Below are 20,882 nucleotides of genomic sequence, written 5' to 3' on the forward strand. Positions count from 1 at the left end.
CGCCACACCGCGGTCGTTTCGCTGACGAACCTACTCGAACGCCTAAGGCTTTCTAAGCGTGCAGGGTAAGACGGGCGTAAATCCAGCCGTCAAATGACGGCGTGGGCGCCCAGAAAAGATCCAGCTGTACGCTTACAAATCACTCCTTACCCTGCAGAAACTCGACGTATGACTTCATCTGCTTCCATTTGTCCTCACCTCTTGCCCAGACAAAATGGACGAATCCACGCCGCTCGACCTGACTCGAGTGCCAAGCGCCTGCAAACCTACACTTTTCGCTTAAAGGCCCGTATGATCCCAACTTAGTCTTCACCAGGGCATAATTCAGAAGTGGCTGGTCACCAAAATACTTTATCAAATCCCGATGGCTCGGATGACTATATAATTTTCGAACAATATCCGCTACAATCTCGAAGTCATACTTATTCCTAAATCCAATAATTCCGGAGTTGGCTAGCGGCAATTTCTCATTGGCACAGTCAAGGTCCGTCTTCAGCAGCTCTAAGCCAAACCAATTTCCAACGCGTCGCGTATCATGAACCTTTCCTATATTATCAGCCACCAGATCTTTATACGATTCAATTTCCGTGGTGACGCAAACTCCACATGATTCATTTATATCCTTAATAGTGCTTTCGATATCTCCATCCACCACAACGTCGTTGTCGATATATAGTATCGGCGAGTAGCCTCCGAGAACAAGATCATTTAATGAGTATCTCGTTGAGTGCGATATATCTGATGTATGCAATAAAATAACTCTTTGTCGTAAATTATCCGGCACATAATTAGCGGTTTTGTCTATAGATCTGTCAGTTATTACGACAACTTCCTCCTCATAGTTTCCAAATTCGCACAGGGAGAAAAGGAACCAGCGAAGGCATTCGAAATACTCGTCAGGTCCGTAGACAATTGTGCACACTAACGGTCGATAGAGTGAACTTAACCTACCGCTCTCGCCTATTTCATAAGATCGAGCTCCGAGCCTCCCAGATCCTTCGAGCAGGCCCGTCTCGCGGGCCCCTCTATTTGATCCCGCGACGTCGTTACTGCCTAGGCCATGCTTTGGATGGAGGGGCGAATTTTGGTGAATTATGGACGCTGAACGCTGAAAATCCGACATTCGTATGCCAGGCAACACGCGCCGCTCGCACACGAGCCAACGCTGCAACTCGGGACGATTTTCACAAACCAGCAGCCACTTGTCGGCGTCACTCGATCCATCAAGGAAAGAAAATTCGTGAGGATTGCGGGGTCCGCTACGAATAATCGAAATGCGATGGGAGGGCGAAAAGAGGTTGGTTAAACGCGGAAGAATACTCCTGTCCATGAATTCGTGCATCTCGATGATAACGTTCGCCTGCCCCAAGGCAGCCACGGTGTCTTTTTCATCAAAAAGTATTTTTTCATAACCCTCGCAATCTACTACAATGAGAGCATCCGGGTCTTGAGTTAAAATCTCTCGGAGACGGGCCGGCGTGCAACTTGCTTCGACCCTAAGACGCTCACCGACCCCGTTAAGATCTGCATTGGCGCGACATGCTTCCTGGGCGCGGAGATCGATGTCAAACGCAATCACGCGGGCATCTGGAACTGACAACGCCAAGCCAACGGCATAATACCCTTCTGCGCAGCCAACATTGACAACAATATTTGGCTTTTGATCTATGAATTCGCAAAGAGCGCCGTGGAGCTCCTCTTCGTAGACGCCAAGGAGCTGCGGGCCAATATCGTCGCCGCCCCCCCAAGTCTGCACATCGTGTAATCGCAAACCAGAGAAAGGGCCGCTCCGAACGACCATATTTGTCTCGCGTTTTACCAAGGCGATTATTTCCGCTCGACTCACTTCGGGTTCTCCAGAGCAAATTCTAGATTTCGGGCGGCGCTACAGATCCGTTCGCACCTCTTCTCGGCGCCGCATAAAAAAAATGAGATTATCCTTGAGCCGCTTATTGTTTGGATCGAGCTCGACCGCTCTTTGCCCCCACTCTACCGCGCGGTCCATCGCATTGAGATGCCACGCCGCTATCGCACCCAAATCATACAGCCGAAAGCTCCAGCAGTTCTGGTCGTCCAAATAGCTACCTGTGCGATGCGTCTTTTCGATCCCGTTGGTGCAAGCCCAAAAAAGATTCAGCCAGTCGGCCTTGCCGTGAAACTCTTCGGCGAGGTCGAGCCAGATCTCGCGGCGATGCGGCGCTTCCGTCCGCGCCTTGTCCAGCCAGGACAACCTTTGTTCCGGTCGCATGCGAGCGATGTAACGCATCGCCTCGGATCGTTCTTCGCCCCATGTGCTGGTAGGCAAGGCAAGGTAGCGTTCAAGCAGCTGGACGGCCCGATCTTGCTGATTGGCCCACATCAAGTCTCGACCGAGCCAGAAGCAGATCTGTGCGTCAGCGGGATCTTCCTTGTGTGCGACTTCCATAAGAGGCAGATAGCTGTTCCTTGTTGGCTTGGTGAGGTCTTGTACCTCGAACATGACGATGTCGCTGCTGCTTGCCGTCACTTCCCTTTCTCCGGTGAACACCAGCGCCTCATGGACCGGGCGCTTGAACCGATACCCCCAGCGATGGTGAAAATTCTTCGCCGGCCAGCTTCGCAACGGTGTCGAGTCATCGACACGCGATTTGTAGGTGGTCTGACAAAAAAGGGCAGTGGTCTCGGGTTTCCAGGCCGCCTCGAGCTTCGGCCGCCAGCCGGGTTCGAGAAACCGGTCCATGTCCATTGTGCAGCACACATCGACGTCGGCGGGAATAAGTGCCATGGCCGCGTTGCGGGCGTCGTCAAAGCGCCACGGGCGGATCGCAATCTGGTGCACGGTGACGCCAGCTGCCTTCAGCCGTTCTACTGTACCGTCGGTGCTGCCGGTGTCGGCGACAATGCGATAATCGGCGTCGACGGCCGAGTTTGCCCACCGCTCGGCGTGAGCGGCTTCGTTCAATGCGATGGTGTAGACCGCGACTTTCAAATGCACCCCGCTACTCAAGCCTGTTGCATGACATTGCCTAGCGCAAGTGCCCCGATCCGGCGCGCTTGCGGATAGCGACCAGGCCACCCAGCAGCTTCGCCCGGTTCAACTCATAATGGCTGTCGAAGAACAGGATCTCGGCGAATTGATCGGCAAGCGCGCTCACCCCCAGCGGATCGACCGAGCGGGCGCCGCCGTGCTGCTGGATCTCCCGCAGCAGGGTCTTGGTCAGCGTGATCTTGCCGAGATCTTCCCCGGGCGGCTGCCAGTCGAGGTCTTCGAGGAAATACCAACCGCCCGAGGCGAGCAGCGGGAAGAACTCGCGCAGTGTCAACTGCTCGTCGAACGAGGCGTGGCTGCCGTCGTCGACGATTACGTCGAGCGATCCCGATTCGAGCTTTGCAGCGACGCGGCGCAGATCGTCCAGCTTGGATTGGTCCCCGACAAACGACGTGAACCGTTCATTGTTGAGCTGCGAAAAATCCGTCAGGTCGAGCCCGATAACCTGGCAGAATGGAAAATAGCTCTGCCACAGCGAGACGGATGGAGTCTCGGTCTGATTGCCTTCGGCTAAGCCACGGCAGAGGCCGATCTCCATCAACCGCCGCATCGACAAGCGCCTGGGCGACAACAACCGATCATAAACCCTGGCATAGGCGTGTCGGTTACCGGTGTGCCTGTTCTTGTCAGTGTTAAAGCGGTCGGCGAGGCTTGTGAGGCTTGGAAAGCTGTCGAGCGGATTGATCAGCTGCGAAATTAGCGGCGCGCCCTCGCCGCCCGGACGGGCCTCATTGCGTGCCGTCCACAGGTGGATGCCGAACACCCGCTCGTCGTTCAGATAGTCAGCCAATTCCGCAGTCGGCTTCTCGAACCGGTCGATCTCCGTCCAGTCGATCGTGTTGAAGAACATCGGGCTGAACACCCATTCCCGCAGCGCCTCTCCTGCGTCGGAGGCAATGTAGTCGGACAGAAGCTTGGGGCCGATGTCTCCGAATTCCTTGCCGCTGGCATCATGGAAGCGCGAGATCGACATCTCGTACAGCGCCCTGAGGTGGCCGCTGTAGGGTTTGGCGTAGATGACGTTGCCGCAAATGAAGTGGCCCTTGTGCGATCCGCGCCATTGCAAATTGAAGAAATGATCGCCGCGGAAGGGGAAGGGCCGTAGCAGGATGACGTCGGAATCCATCCAAAGCCCGCCATGCTCGTAAAGCACTGCATAACGGAAAATGTCACTGAAATACCTGATCTCGGAGCCGGCGACGATGCGCTCGAACAGCGCCCGCGGCATGACGTCGTCGGCATTGCGGACTTCGATCCCGTGCGGAACGAGGAACGCGAGCTTCTCGGGTGCGTAGCTCCACACCCGCACCGGATGGCCTGCTGCCCGCATTGAGGTCGTGGCGGCAATGAGGGTACGATGCTCGGCCTTGTCGGACATCACTTCATAGAAGCAGTTGATCTGCGGAAGTGCAGTGTTGTCGCTGTCAAGGAAGGGAGAAATCCGCGCGTCGAACTGGCGAGATCGTTCCCGTCGTTCCAGCGGAGAATCGACGTCGGGCAGAAACGGCGCCAGCTCATGAAAGATCTCACCGGTCGACTTCATGCCGCCGGCGCCGAGGTTCTTGCGTTCCGAGGGCGCCAGGCTTGCATCACCCACGGCTCCGTCGTCAGTGCGGTAAGGATTGATCCCTGTTTCCATTAGCGGAGAGCCATGCACAGAGGCTAGCGTCAACCCAGACGGCGTATCTGCCTTACCCGATGGCAGGCTATCCACATCCTCCAGCAGCGACCTCACCTCCGCCTCTTCGACGGTTGCGATCCAGGACCCAGTGTCGGCGACGCTGTAGGAAATCAGCAAACGCTTTTCGTCCGGGTGCCACGCCAGCCCGGCGGCGAATTCAACGCCCTTTTTGTCGAAGAAGAACGGACGGCTTACCTTTCGCAAGGCGTTGGCTTCGTCGAACCAGACGAACCGGTGCAGGTAATAATGTCGCTTCTCCGCGGTCCGCCACTGGACTTCATGAATCAAGGCGAGCCACCCGCCGGCGAATGCGATCAGCTGGGTTCCGCCCCTGAACCGTTGTGCGGCAATCGCGGGAGCGGTCTCGCTGACAGTGGCACCCCGCTCGTCGACGATCCGGGTGGGATCGCATAGACAGATGAACTGCAGCGTATCTGCCGTTCCTTCCACCATGCTGAGCTTGACTTGCGGCATCCAGTTCTTTTCGTGCCCTCGCGGTCCGGCCGGATGCAGCACGCGCCAGTCAGCCAGCCGGCAGGCGCCACTCTCGTCGATGCGCGCGACGACCTGCTCGCACCAACCCTCCTGTGTCAGCCCGCGCACGCACGAGACGCCCCACAGCGCATCGCGCCAAGCAAACAGGCGCATGTCCTCAAATCCGAGAACCCGGCCATTAGCGGGCTCCGGTATGTCAACCGGCGGCAAAATCTCGCTTGCGGACTGGATGGCGAGTTCATCGCTCAGTCGAAGCAGAAAGTTGCGCGTGTGAACCGGTCGCCCGTCAGGCGTGTCAGACAGGAGGTCCTCGTCGGCCAAGGTGTAGTTCACCGTTTGCTGCAAGAGCACGATGTGCTCGCCCAATCGAGCCACTGATGGGTTTGACGACCGATAGCCATCGGGCGCCGTGAAGCCGACCGGACGCGCGTTGAAGGACGGCATCATTGCCTTGGCTGGTTGCACATAGAAGAACAGGTTGGACCACGCCAGGTCCCTGGGGCCGTCGCCGATGGTCCGGTTCAGCGCCAGCCAGTTGCAGGCCGCGAAACCGCGGTCCTTGCGCACGGGGTCGTGCGCGTAGTTTGCCGCAATGGAAAATTCTTCCAGCAGGCCTGTCGTGTAGATGTGGTCCTCGATGAACAGAATGTCATGCTCCGGCCGCTTGATCGCCAGCCCCGCTTCGGAAAACAGTACGCTGGCGTGGTTCATCCCCTTCTCGCGGTAGAACCGCGCAAGGTCATAAAGCGGTTCGGCACGTTGCGGCCGTTGATTGAAGGCGGCGAGCGCCTGTTGAATGAAGCCAGGCTCGTCGCCAAGTTTGCGCAGACAGCGCGCCTCTTGCAGGCGGGCGTTCCACGCCTCCTCGTCCCAGCCGCCCATCGCGGCGCGCTTGGCATAGGCAACTGCGGCCTCCGCCGTCCGCCCGGCGTCGCGGTAGGATTGCGCCAGGTAGAACCAGTAGCGCTGATTTTCCGGATCCTTCTCAAGTGCCTCCAGCAAAAGCCTGGCATCGCGTTCGAATTTGTCGACGCGGTTCGATCCGCTGGCGTGGTCCTTGTACCAAGCGCTGCGCAGTTCCTGCACGCCACCGGGCACGTCGAGATATTCGTGGGTCACGCCGTGGTAGCGAGCGCCGGCGTCGCGCTTGACCAGCCGCGTGTTCCAATAAGCCAGGCCGGAATCCGACCGCTGCAGCAGCCGGTAGCCCGAACTGTCGAGGCGCTCGCGGAAGCCCGCATCCTCGACCACCAGTTCCATGTCGGCGTCGTCAAACAACAGATAGTCGTAAGCGAGTGGGGAGGCATAGGCATGATCGAGGGCCGCGTTGCGCGCCTGCTCAAAATTATGGAATGGGAATTCGTGCAACTCGCCCGGCAGGTTGCGGGCAGCGAAGAACGATTTGACGAAATCCTGGGTCCCGTCGGTCGAGCCGGTGTCGCCGATGACCCAGCAGTCGATGTGGTCGACAACCGCCCCGAGACAGCGTGGAAGGTTCGCCATCTCGTTCTTGACGATCATGTTGAGACAGAGGCGCTTGCCGCTTGTCATGTGCTGATTATTGGCTCCCCGCAGGACTGCGCGCCGAGGCGGTAACATTTGTGCCAGGGTCTCATTTGGGACTGCGATCCGTTCGGATGCGGACGTGTCCGACCTTCATGCCCCATATGCATTGCCCCCTGCCTCGGCCATTTGCATGACCTCTGTTGCAAAGTATCGCTCATCCCTTCCTTTGCAAACGCGACCTCAGCGCCATCCATTGTTAGCCAGCACTTTCCATCGCAGCAAGGGCCTCGCGGTCGCCTTGGACGAAGGGGGCGAACAAACCTTCCAATTGGGCCAATCGCTCACGCAAAAGCTCCGCCGCGATATCAAGGGTCCGCCGCTAACGAAGGCGGAGCATCTTTAAGCCCCGGATTTTTCGATGCATTTGGCCGCATGCGCGCCATCTCGATGTTTGCCAAGGTACTTAGCCGTGGTTGCGCAATTAACAAATCGTAAACAGGTTATTTACAAGTTGCTAATTTTATAATTTACTAATGCCTTATATATGGGAGGGTTTCCGCGGACCGGGCAGTAGGCCTGTCGGTCCGTGCGGTCTGCGAAGCCAAGAGAGTATCTGGAGCAAGTCACTTCGTGCGTGAGGGCGCCGAGGGTGTTTGGTGGCGTGCAAAGAAGACGTCGTACTGCCTTGAACTCAAGGTCAGCGTTTTCCCAACCTGATGTTCCCTTGCAAGTAGTCGATTCCCTCGCAAGTTGACACGCATGGTGGGAGTTGGCTGTGGTTGGTGTGATACCAAGTGCGAAACGATGCGCCCGCGACGCAGGTTTCCGCTTCGACCAACCCCTCAATTATCCGCACATTCTCGCCAGCAGGGATTGCCCCGCGATTGACGGGTATTCGTCGGCGCACTGTGGACCGCCGCACGCCTGCGAACTCCACACCCTCAGTGAAGACAAGTGGGACGCCGCTCGATCGAGCGGCACTAAGATGCCGTCAAGCCTTGCGCGTGCGTCTCGTCGCAATGCGCGTCGCCGGTTGGTTCACGGAGCTGCAGGCTGCTCAATGCGCGCGGCTCGAGTGCCGATAGAAGCGCGGCCGGCCTCAGCGAGCGCGGGCTATCGGCAGCGATAGAAACCTAGGCACGAAACAAGACACACAGCGGCGCAGCCGCCGCCGACCAAGGAGGACATGATGAGCTACATAGCAGGGTTTGCGGTCATGGAAGTTGCCGTTAGAGGCGTCTTGCCCATCGGCGACACGACCGAAAATGTGCCCTATTTTATCCTGGACACGGCCAAGAGCGCCATCGTCGGTCAGGTCATTCTTCCCAAGGCCGCCAAGCGAAGCCTCGCCGTTGCTGTCACCGTCAAGGTTCCGGCCGCAGCCGGCTCATTTGCGATTGGCACGTTTGACGATGGCGGGAATTTCCAGGCCTGCAGCTTCCTGCGCGTAGAGAGCCCCGCTTTCGAACGTCCCGACGGCGCCGTCGGGCCGTCCGGACGATGACCTCTACCAAGTCCCCTTGTCTCACCGCTCGCCGGCAAAGCCGGTGGGCGGTTTCCCCTTGAATTGAATTCGAAGCCAACAGGAGCCAGTCATGGCCCGTGCCTCTGAAATTCTCTTTGTCGATCCTTCTATCTCCGACCTCGAGACCGTTCTCGGTAACCTGAGGTCCGAAGTCCGGGCTGTCGTGCTGGATGGCCGCCGACCGGCAGCGCAGCAGATCGCTGCCGCATTGTCAGGGCACGAAGGGCTCGACGCGGTGCACGTCATCGCGCACGGCGCACCTGGCCGGGTTAGCTTCACTGCAGGTGAATGGTCGGCGGCCGCACTGAAGGGAGGCGCTGAGGACTTCGCCGCCATCGGCAGGGCGCTCGCCGCGGACGGCGAACTGCGGCTGTGGAGCTGCGAGACGGCATCGGGGAATGTCGGCGAGGCCTTCATTGTAGCGCTGGAAGAGGCCATCGGCGCGGACGTCCGCGCATCGAGGTCGCTGGTTGGCGCAGCGGCCCTGGGTGGCGCCTGGGAACTGTCCGCTGGTGGGAGCGTGACGACGCCCCGGCCACCGCTGACCACGGTGGGTGTGGCAAGTTACGCTGGGGTGCTTGCAGCAGGTGATCTGACGCTCACCGGCACGATAGACGCCGGCAGCAGCAAAAGCATTAACACTTTCTATCTCGTAGACACAACCGCCGATCCGGACACTGTTGTTGGCAGCTTTGTGCTCCCATCATCAGCTAATGGGATTGCTCCCGCCTTCGCTATAACTATAACTGTTCCTGACACTACTCATACTTATACGATTTACAGCAGCGGCTTCAACTTGTACGGTACGCTTACACCTGGCGTTGGTAATACTTATAATTTCACGACCGATGCTGATAATAATGGCGACAATGGCGATACGTTCAATGGGGGCAGTCTCGCCATCACGAATCAAATAGGCCCGACGGGACCCGCCGGTGCGACCGGCGCCACAGGTGCGACGGGCGCCACCGGTGCTGGCGCGACGGGTGCGACCGGCGCCACTGGCGCCACAGGTGCGACCGGCGATACCGGCGCCACTGGCTCGACCGGAGCGACTGGCGATACGGGTGCCACTGGCTCGACCGGTGATACGGGTGCGACGGGCGCAACCGGCGATACCGGCGCGACTGGTGCAACAGGCGACACCGGAGCAACTGGTGATACCGGAGCAACAGGCGCTACTGGTGCAACTGGTGACACCGGAGCCACTGGCGCGACCGGCGATACTGGTGCAACTGGTGCGACCGGCGATACGGGCGCAACTGGCGATACGGGCGCGACTGGTGCAACTGGCGATACCGGCGCGACTGGCGATACCGGCGCGACTGGTGCAACTGGCGATACCGGAGCCACAGGTGCCACTGGCGATACCGGCGATACTGGTGCAACTGGTGACACCGGAGCCACGGGTGCGACCGGCGATACCGGTGCAACTGGTGACACCGGAGCCACGGGTGCGACCGGCGATACCGGCGCGACTGGTGCAACTGGCGACACCGGAGCAACTGGTGACACCGGAGCAACGGGCGCTACTGGCGACACTGGTGCGACTGGTGCAACTGGCGACACCGGAGCGACGGGTGCGACCGGCGATACCGGCGCGACTGGTGATACCGGAGCAACAGGCGCTACTGGTGACACCGGAGCAACAGGTGCGACCGGCGATACCGGCGCGACTGGTGCAACTGGCGATACTGGTGCAACTGGTGATACCGGTGCGACGGGCGCTACTGGCGATACCGGTGCGACCGGCGATACCGGAGCCACGGGTGCGACCGGCGATACCGGAGCAACTGGTGCGACCGGCGATACGGGTGCGACGGGCGCAACTGGCGATACCGGCGCGACTGGTGCAACTGGCGACACCGGAGCCACGGGTGCGACCGGCGATACCGGAGCAACTGGTGCGACTGGCGACACCGGAGCAACTGGTGACACCGGAGCAACGGGCGCTACTGGCGACACTGGTGCGACTGGTGCAACTGGCGACACCGGAGCAACTGGTGATACCGGAGCAACGGGCGCTACTGGCGATACGGGTGCGACCGGCGATACCGGAGCCACGGGTGCGACCGGCGATACGGGTGCGACGGGCGCAACTGGCGATACCGGCGCGACTGGTGACACCGGAGCAACGGGCGCTACTGGCGATACGGGTGCGACCGGCGATACCGGAGCCACGGGTGCGACCGGCGATACGGGTGCGACGGGCGCAACTGGCGATACCGGCGCGACTGGTGATACCGGAGCAACAGGCGCTACTGGTGACACCGGAGCAACAGGTGCGACCGGCGATACCGGCGCGACTGGTGACACCGGAGCCACGGGTGCGACCGGCGATACCGGAGCCACGGGTGCGACCGGCGATACGGGTGCGACGGGCGCAACTGGCGATACCGGCGCGACTGGTGCAACTGGCGACACCGGAGCAACTGGTGCGACCGGCGATACCGGAGCAACTGGTGCGACCGGCGATACCGGTGCCACTGGTGCAACCGGCGACACCGGAGCAACTGGTGATACCGGAGCAACGGGCGCTACTGGCGATACGGGTGCGACCGGCGATACCGGAGCCACGGGTGCGACCGGCGATACGGGTGCGACGGGCGCAACTGGCGATACCGGCGCGACTGGTGATACCGGAGCAACGGGCGCTACTGGTGACACCGGAGCAACAGGCGCTACTGGTGATACCGGAGCAACAGGCGCTACTGGTGACACCGGAGCAACAGGTGCGACCGGCGATACCGGCGCGACAGGTGCAACTGGCGATACTGGTGCAACTGGTGATACCGGTGCGACGGGCGCTACTGGCGATACCGGCGCGACTGGTGACACCGGAGCCACGGGTGCGACCGGCGATACCGGTGCCACTGGTGCAACCGGCGACACCGGAGCAACTGGTGATACCGGAGCAACGGGCGCTACTGGTGATACCGGAGCAACAGGCGCTACTGGTGACACCGGAGCAACAGGTGCGACCGGCGATACCGGCGCGACTGGTGCAACTGGCGATACTGGTGCAACTGGTGATACCGGTGCGACGGGCGCTACTGGCGATACGGGTGCGACCGGCGATACCGGAGCCACGGGTGCGACCGGCGATACCGGTGCCACTGGTGCAACCGGCGACACCGGAGCAACTGGTGATACCGGAGCAACGGGCGCTACTGGTGATACCGGAGCAACAGGCGCTACTGGTGATACCGGAGCAACAGGCGCTACTGGTGACACCGGAGCAACAGGTGCGACCGGCGATACCGGAGCCACTGGTGCAACCGGCGACACCGGAGCAACTGGTGATACCGGAGCAACAGGCGCTACTGGCGACACTGGAGCAACAGGTGCGACCGGCGATACCGGCGCGACTGGTGCAACTGGCGATACTGGTGCAACTGGTGATACCGGTGCGACGGGCGCTACTGGCGATACGGGTGCGACCGGCGATACCGGAGCCACGGGTGCGACCGGCGATACCGGTGCAACGGGCGCTACTGGCGATACCGGAGCAACAGGCGCTACTGGTGACACCGGAGCAACAGGTGCGACCGGCGATACCGGAGCCACGGGTGCGACCGGCGACACCGGAGCCACTGGTGCAACCGGCGACACCGGAGCAACTGGTGATACCGGAGCAACAGGCGCTACTGGTGACACTGGAGCAACAGGTGCGACCGGCGATACCGGAGCAACTGGTGATACCGGTGCGACGGGCGCTACTGGCGATACCGGAGCAACGGGCGCTACTGGCGATACCGGCGCGACTGGTGCAACTGGCGACACCGGAGCGACTGGCTCGACCGGAGCGACGGGTTCGACCGGGGCGACGGGTTCGACCGGGGCAACCGGTGCCACGGGCTCGGGCGGCGGTGACACAGGTGACCACGACCATGGCAATAACGGCTTTGGCAATGGAGATCAGGATGCACCTGGTGGTTCCGGGAACAATAACAATGCAGAAAACGGCCCTGGTCACAACCACGCTAAGGTCACATCCGACTCGCTCGGCCTCAAGGACACTGCGAAATTCCTGCAGTCGGGCTCGACCGACGGCAACGGTGATCCTGGCAACCATGCGTCGTTCCGCAACCTGGTCGGCCTCGCGGCCACATCGGTAACGACAGACCTGCTGAATGTCCTCAAGACGATCAGCGGATTCGGCAACAACCAGAACAAGCCGTCCGGGGCGAGCACGGATCTCACCTCGGACCAGACCAAGCCTGGCGCCGGCTACGCCAGCAACGACCACACGGTCAAGACGTCCCTGAAGGATCTCTTGAAGCCGCATGAGTGAGTAGGCAATGAACCTGGACAGGGACTGGTCCAGATTGAGAACAGGCGCGCGGGCTTCGCTGGAAAGCGGGACCCGCGCGCTGATTATTCTAAATTGTTGGCTCGCAAAGCATCATCCCGCAGCGCCTGGCTTGCGAACCATGGTCAGCCACCATGACCAGAGACCATCGATAAAACGTACGCGCGGACTTCGCGGGAGAGCGGAATTCTCACGTTCACCACCTCCAGACACGGATTGGCATGAGAGTCGCGCGGCGGATCGGTTCGGAGTACAGTGCTGCGTTACCGGAAACCTCGGCGGAAACGCCTCGGCCCGGGCATTTTCGAACCCTCGCCCTGCGTACCGGATGAGAAGTCCATGGTAAACGTGCCCGTAAACGCCGAAAACCAGCCGGTCTCGATCCGTGCAAGCTCCGAAGTCGACGATGCAGCGCGCCAGGCCGGCGTGCACAACGCTGCCGAGCGGCCTCCCGGCGGTCCCGCCGAGCGCAACCAGATCGCGCCACGCCTCAAGGCAGTACTGCAGGCCGCCCGTTATCATGGCGTCGAACTCGACCCCAACGAATTCAGGACAGCGAGCTCGGTTCCGACCGCTACCGATCTCTCCGAATGGGCGCAGAACGCCGGCATGTGGGCGCGTGCCCTGCGCATCCGCTGGTCGCACCTCTTGCGCTTCCAGGACACCGGACCGGTCGTGCTCTTGTTCAGCGATGGCGGCGCGGCCCTCCTGACCGGAGCGAGTGCGGAGCGCAATGTCGTCTTCCTCAAAAGTGCCGACGCGCCAGACGACGGTGAGGCCACCGCCATCGATGAGCTTCGGCTGTCGCGGGTGTGGACGGGCGAGGCGGTGCTGCTGCGCGCGACACGGTCGCACGTGGCGGCGGATGCGCCTTTCACCCTTCACTGGCTCACCCAGCTGGTGCGGCTAGAAAGCCAGCCCCTGCGCGACATAGCCATTGCCTCGTTCACGCTGAGCATCCTGACCATCCTGCCGCCACTCATCGTGATGACGTTGGTCAACAAGGTGCTGCAGTTCAACAGCATCTCGACTTTGCTGCTCTTGTCTGCGGTGATTGCCGTGGTCTTCGCCTATGAGACACTTCTTGGCCATGCGCGGCGACTGATCATCAACGTCGTCGGCGCCCGTCTGGACACCAAGCTGCAGTTGCACGTCTTTAGCCGGCTCTTGCGCCTGCCGCTCGATTATTTCGAGCGTCATCCGGCCGGCGAGACGATGTATCATCTGGCCCAAGTCTATCGTATTCGAGAGTTCCTGACCGGAAAACTCCTCAGCACGTTCCTGGATCTAATCACACTGTGCGTGCTGGTACCGGTCATGTTCTACATCAACTCCACGCTCGCCTGGGTCGTAATGGCTTGCGCGGCCGTGATCATGCTGATCATCCTTGCCTTTCTCAAACCGCTGCGCCGCAGATACCAGCGAGTGGTCGAAGCCGAGACCTGGAAGTCGGCAGCGCTTGGCGAGACTGTCGTCGGCATCAAGACAGTGAAGGCGCTCGGCCTCGAGCCGCAGCGCAAGGCGCTCTGGGACGAGCGGGTGGCGGAAGCCGGAAAGGCTCGCCTCGCCTTCGGGCAGCTTGCAAGCTGGCCGCAGACGCTGGTGACGCCGATCGAACGCGTTATGGTGCTCGGCACCATGCTGATCGGTGCCTATCTCGCGTTGAACGACCGCTCGGGCTACCTGGTTGGCAGCCTGTTCGCCTTCATGATGATCTCCCAGCGCGTAGCGCAGCCGCTGGTCGGCCTGGCGCGACTGGTTGAAGACTACGAGGAGGTCGGTGCAGCCATCGGAGAGGCGGCCTCGGTTCTCAACCGGCCGCTGGAGAGCAGTTCGAATTCCACCGGCCTGAGACCCAGGCTCGTGGGCGAGGTCACTTTCAGCGACCTGACCTTCAGTTACATCGCTACGAAGACACCGGCGCTTGACAGGGTCAGCTTCCACATTCCCGCCGGAAGCATGTTTGGCATTGTTGGGCGCAGCGGGTCGGGAAAATCAACGATCGCGCGCCTCCTGCAGGGAATCAACCGCGACTACAGCGGTTTCCTCAAGCTCGATGGCGTCGACCTCAAGGAGATCAACCTACGCCATCTTCGCCAAGGGCTCGGCGTGGTCCTGCAGGACAACTTTCTCTTTCGCGGGTCGATCCGCGACAATATCATCGCCGGGCGGCCAGGCCTGACGCTTTCCGATGCCATGCGTGCCGCACACCTCGCCGGCGCCCAGGAATTCATCGAGCGCATGCCCAATGGCTATGACACCTATATCGAGGAAGGTTCGCCCAATTTGTCAGGTGGTCAAAAGCAGCGGCTGGCGATCGCACGCGCTCTCATCCACGATCCGACCATTCTCATCCTCGACGAAGCGACCAGTGCGCTCGACCCGGAGAGCGAGGCAGTGGTAAGCGCCAATCTCATGCGCATCGCCAGCGGGCGCACGATGATCATCGTTTCGCACCGGCTATCCTCACTGACAGAATGCGACAACATCCTGGTTATGGATCAGGGTAAGGTCCTCGACGTCGCGCCGCATTCGACACTGCTCGAGCGATGCGCGCTTTATCGCCAGCTGTGGTCGCAGCAAAACCGGCACCTCGACGGCCGTCATGGCCGCCCGGTCGCCATCCCACCGCGGTTGGTTTGACGATGCCACAATTCAGGTCCGGTAACCCATGAGTAGCACCTCTCTCATCGCCCTTCCGCCTCGGCGGCATCGGATGGAAACGAGGGATCCTACAACGCCGGCCATACTCGAGTTCCAGTGGCCGTCGACGGCTGTCGCCAATGCCCCTATCCCGCAGGCGGCGCGCGGCATCGTCTGGATCATCGCGAGCCTGGTCATCGCGCTGATCGCTGTTGCCGGCCTGATACCGGTCGATCAGGTCGTAACGGCCAGAGGGCTCGTGGTGTCAAAATCGCCCAACATGGTCGTGCAGCCGCTGGAGACGGCAATCGTTCGCTCGATCGACGTTCGTGAAGGACAGCACGTGCAGGCCGGTCAAGTGCTTGCTCGCCTCGATGCGACTTTTGCTTCTGCCGATCTGGCGACGCTCGCCATGCAGGTTTCGACGCTTGAAGCTGAAGTCGCGCGGTTGAAGGCGGAAGCGGATGGCCGGGCTTTCGATTATGACGGTCTCGACCCAAGCTGGACCCTGCAGGCATCGATTTTTGAGCGTCGCAAGGCGGTCTATGACGCCAAGGTTGAGAATTTCGATCGGCAGCGCGACGAACTCAGTTCCGTAGTCTCGCGTTCGCTATCGGATGCAGATGGCTACCGCCAGCGACTCGCGGTCGCCGGCTCGATTGAGCAGATGCGCAAGCAACTCGAAGCAAGGCAGGTTGGCAGCCGACTCAATACGCTGCTTGCCGAGGACAATCGCGCTGAAATGTCCCGGGCGCTCGGCAATGCCGAGCAGACCGCGCAAGCCGCAAAGCTCCAGCAGGCAGCGGTGGCCGCCGAGCGCGACGGCTATATTCAGGGTTGGCGAGCGGATGTTTCACAGAGCCTGTCCGAGGCCAGTTCGCGCATGTCCGACGCCCGCGAACTTCTCAACAAGGCAAAGCTGCGTAAGCAATTGGTCGAGCTGAAGAGCGAAGCAGACGCCATCGTTCAGTCAGTGGCCAAGGTCTCGGTCGGGTCGGTCCTGCAGTCCGGCGAGCGATTGATTACGCTGGTGCCGGCCAACGCGCCGCTTGAGATCGAGACAAACATCGTCGGCCGCAGCAGCGGCTTTGTGCATGTCGGCGACCCAGTGGTCATTAAGTTCGACACCTTCCCCTATTCGCAATACGGCCTTGCTCATGGCACCGTGCGGGCACTTAGCCCCGATTCCTTCTCTGCGCAGGAGCAAGCACGCGATCCGAACAGCTCCCTGGCTATGCTGCCGCCCGACGCCGAGCCGTTCTATCGCACGCGCATTTCCATCGACCAGGTCGCCCTCCACGGCGTGCCTGCCGGTTTCATCGTGAGCCCCGGCATGCCGGTGACCGCCGACGTAAAGGTCGGCCGTCGCACAGTGCTCAAATACATTCTCGGTGTGATGCTCCCGATCGGCCAGGAGGCAATGCGGGAGCCGTAGCGCACGGGGGTATCGGAGACTCGGATCGATGACAATCCTGGATCGGCTGACTGTTCTTGCTTCCCCGTCGGCAGCGTTGCGCCGGGCGATCCAGCTCGCTGACAGCGGCAAGCCCGCAGAAGCCTTTCCGCTGATGGCGAGCGCGGCGCGGGCGGGAATCGTCGACGCCGAGTACCGGGTCGCGCGTTGCTATCTCGAAGGCTCGGGTGTGCCGCCGAGCCGTGTGGAAGGCGCGCGATGGCTGATGCGGGCAGCCAATCACGGGAGCGCCGATGCGCAAGCGCTCCTCGCCGCTCTCTATTTGACGGGGCTGGTGGCTAAGGAAGCTGACGGCAACGGCGCCGAATCCAACCAATTGTTTGAACCAGATACCTCGGGCAAACCAGACTTCACGGCCGCGTTCGACTTTGCCACCAGGGCGGCCGAGGCGGGCTCGGCCGTGGGACAGGCTATCCTCGGCTATATACTTACCAGCGGCCCCAAACCAATGCGCGACGCAGATGCGGCGCACCGGTGGTACGAGAAGTCGGCTTCTGCCGGCTGCGCCGAGGGGTGTCTCGGCTTTGCCCTGTCGCTGGCCCGCAATGGCAAACGGGAAAACAGGGTCAGGGTTGCAAAAGAGGTAAGACGTGCCGCCGACGCCGGTCTGCCGACCGCAATCTACCTTCTCGCGGTTCTTACCGAGCACGGGCTGGGCGTCGCACGCGAAATGGCTGCAGCGGTTCAACTATATCAGGCTGCTGCGGAGAAAGGCCTTCCCTCCGCCCAGTTCCGGTTGGGATTAGCCCTGATTGATGGTGCATTTGTCGACCAGGATATTGCTGCTGGAGAGGCGTGGATGCGGCGTGCTGCGTTGGCAGGCAATATCGAGGCCGCCTATCTCCTCGGCGAGCGCTATGTGAAGACGCAGCGGCCGGATTTTGCAGAATCCGCAAACTGGTACCGGCGGGCGGCCGAAGCGGGCCATCAGGCCGCCGCCCGCGCGTTGGCCTCGCTCTATTTGACGGGGAACGGCGTGGCTCAGGATCTCGAAGAGGGGGCACGCTGGCTGCGCGCCGCTGCAAATGGCGGCAATCAGGAAGCACAGGTCGATCTCGCCAATCTTGTTCTCGAAGGAGCCGGCGAGCCCGATGATCATGCAAGCGTTGCCGGATGGTTCGAAGCGGCCGCATCATCGGGGGACCTGATAGCGGCATTCAATCTTGGGCTCTGCTTCGCCAACGGAGTCGGCGTCCGCCAGGACGAGGGGCAAGCGGCGCAATGGCTAAGGCGCGCGGCTGAAGGTGTCGCCGAGGCGCAATATATGTACGCCCGCCTCCTGCAAGATGGACGCGGCGTGGCGCCCGACCCATCGCAGGCCCGCCTCTGGTTTGCTCGGGCAGCCAATGCCGGCATGCTCGACGCGCAGGTGGCGCTTGCCGAGATGCTGCTCAACGGGCGCGGGGGCACACGTGAGCCAAAGGTTGCCATGCAGCTGTTCGAGCGGGCCGCTCTCGACGGTCACGCCGGAGCGATGTTTGCACTTGGCGCGCTGTATGGTGCTGGCCAGGGCGTGCCGGTCAGCCAAACGACAGCGCAGAAGTGGTACGCAGCCGCTGCTGGACGTGGGCATGGCCAAGCCCAACTCATGCTCGGGCGTTATTTCTCAAGGGGTATCGCTGGGGAGCGCGACCTGGTAGCCGGTCGCCTGTGGCTCGAGCGCGCGGCAGCCTACGGTATCAGTGAAGCGGCCGACGAACTTGCCGAACTCGCCTCGGGTTGAGGCCCGCATAGCCCGCTTCGGTCGTATTCGAGACGACGAATTCCGCTTGTTCTGCGAATAGGGTAGTCAACCGTCCCCAGTCAACCTCGGCATCGAGCGCGCGCCGTATGCACTTCACGCCGATTTCATGCTCAACGCGCCGGCCCTTCTCCAGCCCACGAACCACAACCGGGTAGCCCACACCGCGGGCAAGCGCCTGCAGTCGGGCTCGACCGGCGGCCTATCCGCTGATCGCAACCACCGTGATCGGGCCGACCGCGTCGCCTGCCTGCAGCGCCTCGTGCACAAAGAGCGCTGCATGCGCCTGCAGAAAGCGGCTGGTGCCGAACTGGAAAATGGGCGTGACGACTTCCTTCACCATCGATCGTATTCGTTCTCAATTAGCTTCGAAAGGGTGAGGTGCTGCGCATTGGGCCGCCAGCCCAAGTGTGATCCGCCTGCTGCGAAATGTGAACATCGTGTCTGCTGAAGTCACGCGGATCCTGCCACATCGATGACGGCCTTGATCAGACCGGACTTCTGCCGCGCCCAGATCGCGATGTCGCGGGGGCTGTTGCGCAGGGTCGTGCGGTGGGTGACGAGTTGGTCAATTGGTATTTTACCGGCCCGGATCGAGGCAATGACGTGCTGGAAATCACTGTGCGTCGCATTGCGACTGCCGATCAGCATCATTTCCCGCTTGTGGAACTCTGGATCGGAGAAGGTTATGTCGTCCGGCACGACGCTGACCATCACCATGACGCCGCCATGGGCGACATAGGTAAAGGCCGACTGCATCGAACGGCTGTTACCCGTGGCGTCGAAGACGACATCGAAGCCTGCTTTGACGGTTCGCTCCGCTATCGTCTCATTGATCGATCCCTTCGATCCGTCGATCACCAGGAAACCCAATTGCGCGGCAAAGGCCAACCGCTCGGTGTCGACGTCCATGACGGTCACGCTTTGTTGCGCGATGCGGGCAAAAAGAGCGGTGCCGAGTCCGATCGGCCCGGCGCCGATGACCAGGTTGCGATTGCCTGGCCCAGCCATCGATCTGCGCACCGCGTGCGCACCGATGGCCAGAAACTCGACCGTGGCCGCCTCGACCAATGACAGGCCGGTCGCTGGAATCAAGTTCTGTGCCGGCACGAGAAGCTGCTCGCTCATGGCACCGTCACGATGCACGCCTAGCACCTCGATTGCCACGCAGCAGTTCGGCTTGCCCTGCCGGCAGGCCGCGCATTTCCCGCAGGCAAGATAGGGATTGACGAGAACTTGCTCTCCGACCGCGATGTCCCCTGGCGCGTTGATTGCCGCGATCGTTCCTGAAACCTCATGGCCCATGACCCGTGGATAAGCGAGGTAGGGATGCTTGCCCTGGAAGATGTGGAAGTCGGTTCCACAGATGCCGACATGGGCTACGTTGACCAGCGCCCAGCCTTCCGGCGGACTGCCTGGCGCAGGCCGCTCCTCGAACACCAGTCTGCCGGGTTCGACGCATCGGACGATCTTAATGGCAGGGTCCATGACCGTAATTTCATCCCTTCGCTAGCGGCGCTCTTTCATCCCAGTGTCGACAACAGGAAGTGGTCCGGCGGAGCAATCCGCCGGACCATTGCTGGATCACTCGAAGTCTTTGACGTTCTGCAGCGTCACGAGGCCGGCGCCGGTATCCACATTGGCCTCGACGGCTTCCCCCCGGATCGCCTTGACGACGGTGTCGATGCCAAGCTCGCCCATTTTTGCCGGAAATTGTGCAACGCTGGCGTCTTCCGCGCCCGACTTGATCGCTTCGATCTCACCGCAGCAGGCATCGAAGCCGACTAGGATGATCTTGTCGTTGGCAATGCCCGCATTGCTGATCGATTTGACAGCACCCGGGATTGGCGGGCCACAGGCGGAGTAGATCGCCTTGAGATCGGGATTGGCGGTCAGGATGTCTTCGGTCACTGACGTGCCAAGTTCGAGCGTGCAATTGGTTGCACCTTTGCCGACGACCTCGACCTTGACGTCGCCGAGACCCTCCATCATGCCGGAGACCCGGTCGTCCAGCGCCGGCACCCCGGGCACCCCTTGCAGGATGCCGATCTTGTCGCCGCTCTTCAGCACGGTCTTCAGGTATTCTCCGGCGATCTTGCCGCCATTGAGATTGTTGGTCGAAACCAGTGCTGTCTGGCCTTTCCAGTCAGGAATGCTGTTGTCGACCAGAACCACCTTGATGCCGGCCGCGACCGCCTTGTCGAGCGCCGGTGCTACGGTCGGATCGACCGGAGTGATCGCCAGTCCCTTGACGCCTTGCGTGATCATGGATTCGATCAGCGCGATCTGACCCTCGATGTCGGTGGCCGCCTGGCCCTGACCGGTGACCAGCTCGATCTCTGGATGAGATGCCGCGTATTTCTTGGCGGCGTCCTCCATGGTCGAGTAGAACGGCACCGGGAATTTCGTAATCAGGCCGACCTTGATCTTGTCGGCGGCCGAAGCCGGCATCGCGAACGCAACGGCGATCGCCAGCC

General features: G+C 61.2%; 12 protein-coding genes. 6 read left to right on the top strand and 6 right to left on the bottom strand.

Going from position 1 to position 20,882, the window contains the following annotated elements; all coding sequences use genetic code 11:
- Window positions 1–139: 139 nt before the first annotated feature.
- Genes AC1D1N_RS29645 through AC1D1N_RS29655 form a run of 3 tightly spaced genes read right to left on the bottom strand, consistent with a single transcriptional unit; the run spans window position 140 to window position 6,482 of the window.
- Window positions 140–1,846: a class I SAM-dependent methyltransferase gene (locus AC1D1N_RS29645; RefSeq protein WP_436258608.1), complete on the bottom strand. Its 1,707-nt coding sequence runs from the start codon at window positions 1,844–1,846 to the stop codon at window positions 140–142.
- Window positions 1,847–1,885: 39 nt separating this feature from the next.
- A complete protein-coding gene (locus AC1D1N_RS29650) occupies window positions 1,886–2,968 on the bottom strand; it encodes a tetratricopeptide repeat-containing glycosyltransferase (protein WP_477352790.1) in 1,083 nt (360 codons plus the stop codon).
- Between the two features lie 37 nt (window positions 2,969–3,005).
- A complete protein-coding gene (locus AC1D1N_RS29655) occupies window positions 3,006–6,482 on the bottom strand; it encodes a glycosyltransferase (RefSeq protein WP_477352792.1) in 3,477 nt (1,158 codons plus the stop codon).
- Window positions 6,483–6,515: 33 nt separating this feature from the next.
- On the opposite strand from AC1D1N_RS29655, the gene AC1D1N_RS29660 reads away from it, so the two are divergent.
- From AC1D1N_RS29660 to AC1D1N_RS29685, 6 genes are all read left to right on the top strand, one after another.
- Entirely contained in the window at window positions 6,516–6,800 is a 285-nt protein-coding gene (locus tag AC1D1N_RS29660; protein WP_477352794.1) for a hypothetical protein, read from the top strand.
- A gap of 1,099 nt (window positions 6,801–7,899) precedes the next feature.
- Window positions 7,900–8,214, top strand: a complete 315-nt coding sequence (locus AC1D1N_RS29665) for a hypothetical protein (protein ID WP_162712396.1) — start codon at window positions 7,900–7,902, stop codon at window positions 8,212–8,214.
- A gap of 91 nt (window positions 8,215–8,305) precedes the next feature.
- Entirely contained in the window at window positions 8,306–12,529 is a 4,224-nt protein-coding gene (locus tag AC1D1N_RS29670) for a DUF4347 domain-containing protein (protein ID WP_477352796.1), read from the top strand.
- A 357-nt stretch (window positions 12,530–12,886) separates the two neighbouring features.
- Window positions 12,887–15,190, top strand: coding sequence for a peptidase domain-containing ABC transporter (locus AC1D1N_RS29675; protein WP_436258603.1), 2,304 nt, complete (start codon window positions 12,887–12,889; stop codon window positions 15,188–15,190).
- Window positions 15,191–15,263: 73 nt separating this feature from the next.
- A complete protein-coding gene (locus tag AC1D1N_RS29680) occupies window positions 15,264–16,625 on the top strand; it encodes an HlyD family type I secretion periplasmic adaptor subunit (protein WP_477352798.1) in 1,362 nt (453 codons plus the stop codon).
- A gap of 28 nt (window positions 16,626–16,653) precedes the next feature.
- Window positions 16,654–18,387, top strand: coding sequence for an SEL1-like repeat protein (locus tag AC1D1N_RS29685; protein ID WP_477352800.1), 1,734 nt, complete (start codon window positions 16,654–16,656; stop codon window positions 18,385–18,387).
- Window positions 18,388–18,607: 220 nt separating this feature from the next.
- On the opposite strand, the gene AC1D1N_RS29690 is transcribed toward AC1D1N_RS29685, so the two are convergent.
- The 3 genes from AC1D1N_RS29690 to AC1D1N_RS29700 all read right to left on the bottom strand — a co-directional run bounded on the left by AC1D1N_RS29690 (window position 18,608) and on the right by AC1D1N_RS29700 (window position 20,856).
- Window positions 18,608–18,748 carry a hypothetical protein gene (locus AC1D1N_RS29690; RefSeq protein ID WP_352593199.1) on the bottom strand — a complete coding sequence of 47 codons (141 nt, stop codon included), beginning with the start codon at window positions 18,746–18,748 and terminating at the stop codon, window positions 18,608–18,610.
- A gap of 110 nt (window positions 18,749–18,858) precedes the next feature.
- Window positions 18,859–19,881 (bottom strand): zinc-binding alcohol dehydrogenase family protein, encoded by a 1,023-nt coding sequence (locus tag AC1D1N_RS29695; RefSeq protein ID WP_477352848.1) that lies wholly within the window; start codon window positions 19,879–19,881, stop codon window positions 18,859–18,861.
- A gap of 108 nt (window positions 19,882–19,989) precedes the next feature.
- Window positions 19,990–20,856 carry a sugar ABC transporter substrate-binding protein gene (locus tag AC1D1N_RS29700; RefSeq protein WP_477352850.1) on the bottom strand — a complete coding sequence of 289 codons (867 nt, stop codon included), beginning with the start codon at window positions 20,854–20,856 and terminating at the stop codon, window positions 19,990–19,992.
- Window positions 20,857–20,882 lie beyond the last annotated feature (26 nt).

It is taken from the genome of Mesorhizobium sp. P2_B5 (assembly GCF_056404775.1).

Coding starts and splice junctions, on each gene's coding strand:
- AC1D1N_RS29660 (WP_477352794.1), top strand. CDS start 6,516: ATGATCGAGGGCCGCGTTGCGCGCCTGCTCAAAATTATGGAATGGGAA.
- AC1D1N_RS29665 (WP_162712396.1), top strand. CDS start 7,900: ATGAGCTACATAGCAGGGTTTGCGGTCATGGAAGTTGCCGTTAGAGGC.
- AC1D1N_RS29670 (WP_477352796.1), top strand. CDS start 8,306: ATGGCCCGTGCCTCTGAAATTCTCTTTGTCGATCCTTCTATCTCCGAC.
- AC1D1N_RS29675 (WP_436258603.1), top strand. CDS start 12,887: ATGGTAAACGTGCCCGTAAACGCCGAAAACCAGCCGGTCTCGATCCGT.
- AC1D1N_RS29680 (WP_477352798.1), top strand. CDS start 15,264: ATGGAAACGAGGGATCCTACAACGCCGGCCATACTCGAGTTCCAGTGG.
- AC1D1N_RS29685 (WP_477352800.1), top strand. CDS start 16,654: ATGACAATCCTGGATCGGCTGACTGTTCTTGCTTCCCCGTCGGCAGCG.
- AC1D1N_RS29690 (WP_352593199.1), bottom strand. CDS start 18,748: ATGGTGAAGGAAGTCGTCACGCCCATTTTCCAGTTCGGCACCAGCCGC.
- AC1D1N_RS29700 (WP_477352850.1), bottom strand. CDS start 20,856: ATGCCGGCTTCGGCCGCCGACAAGATCAAGGTCGGCCTGATTACGAAA.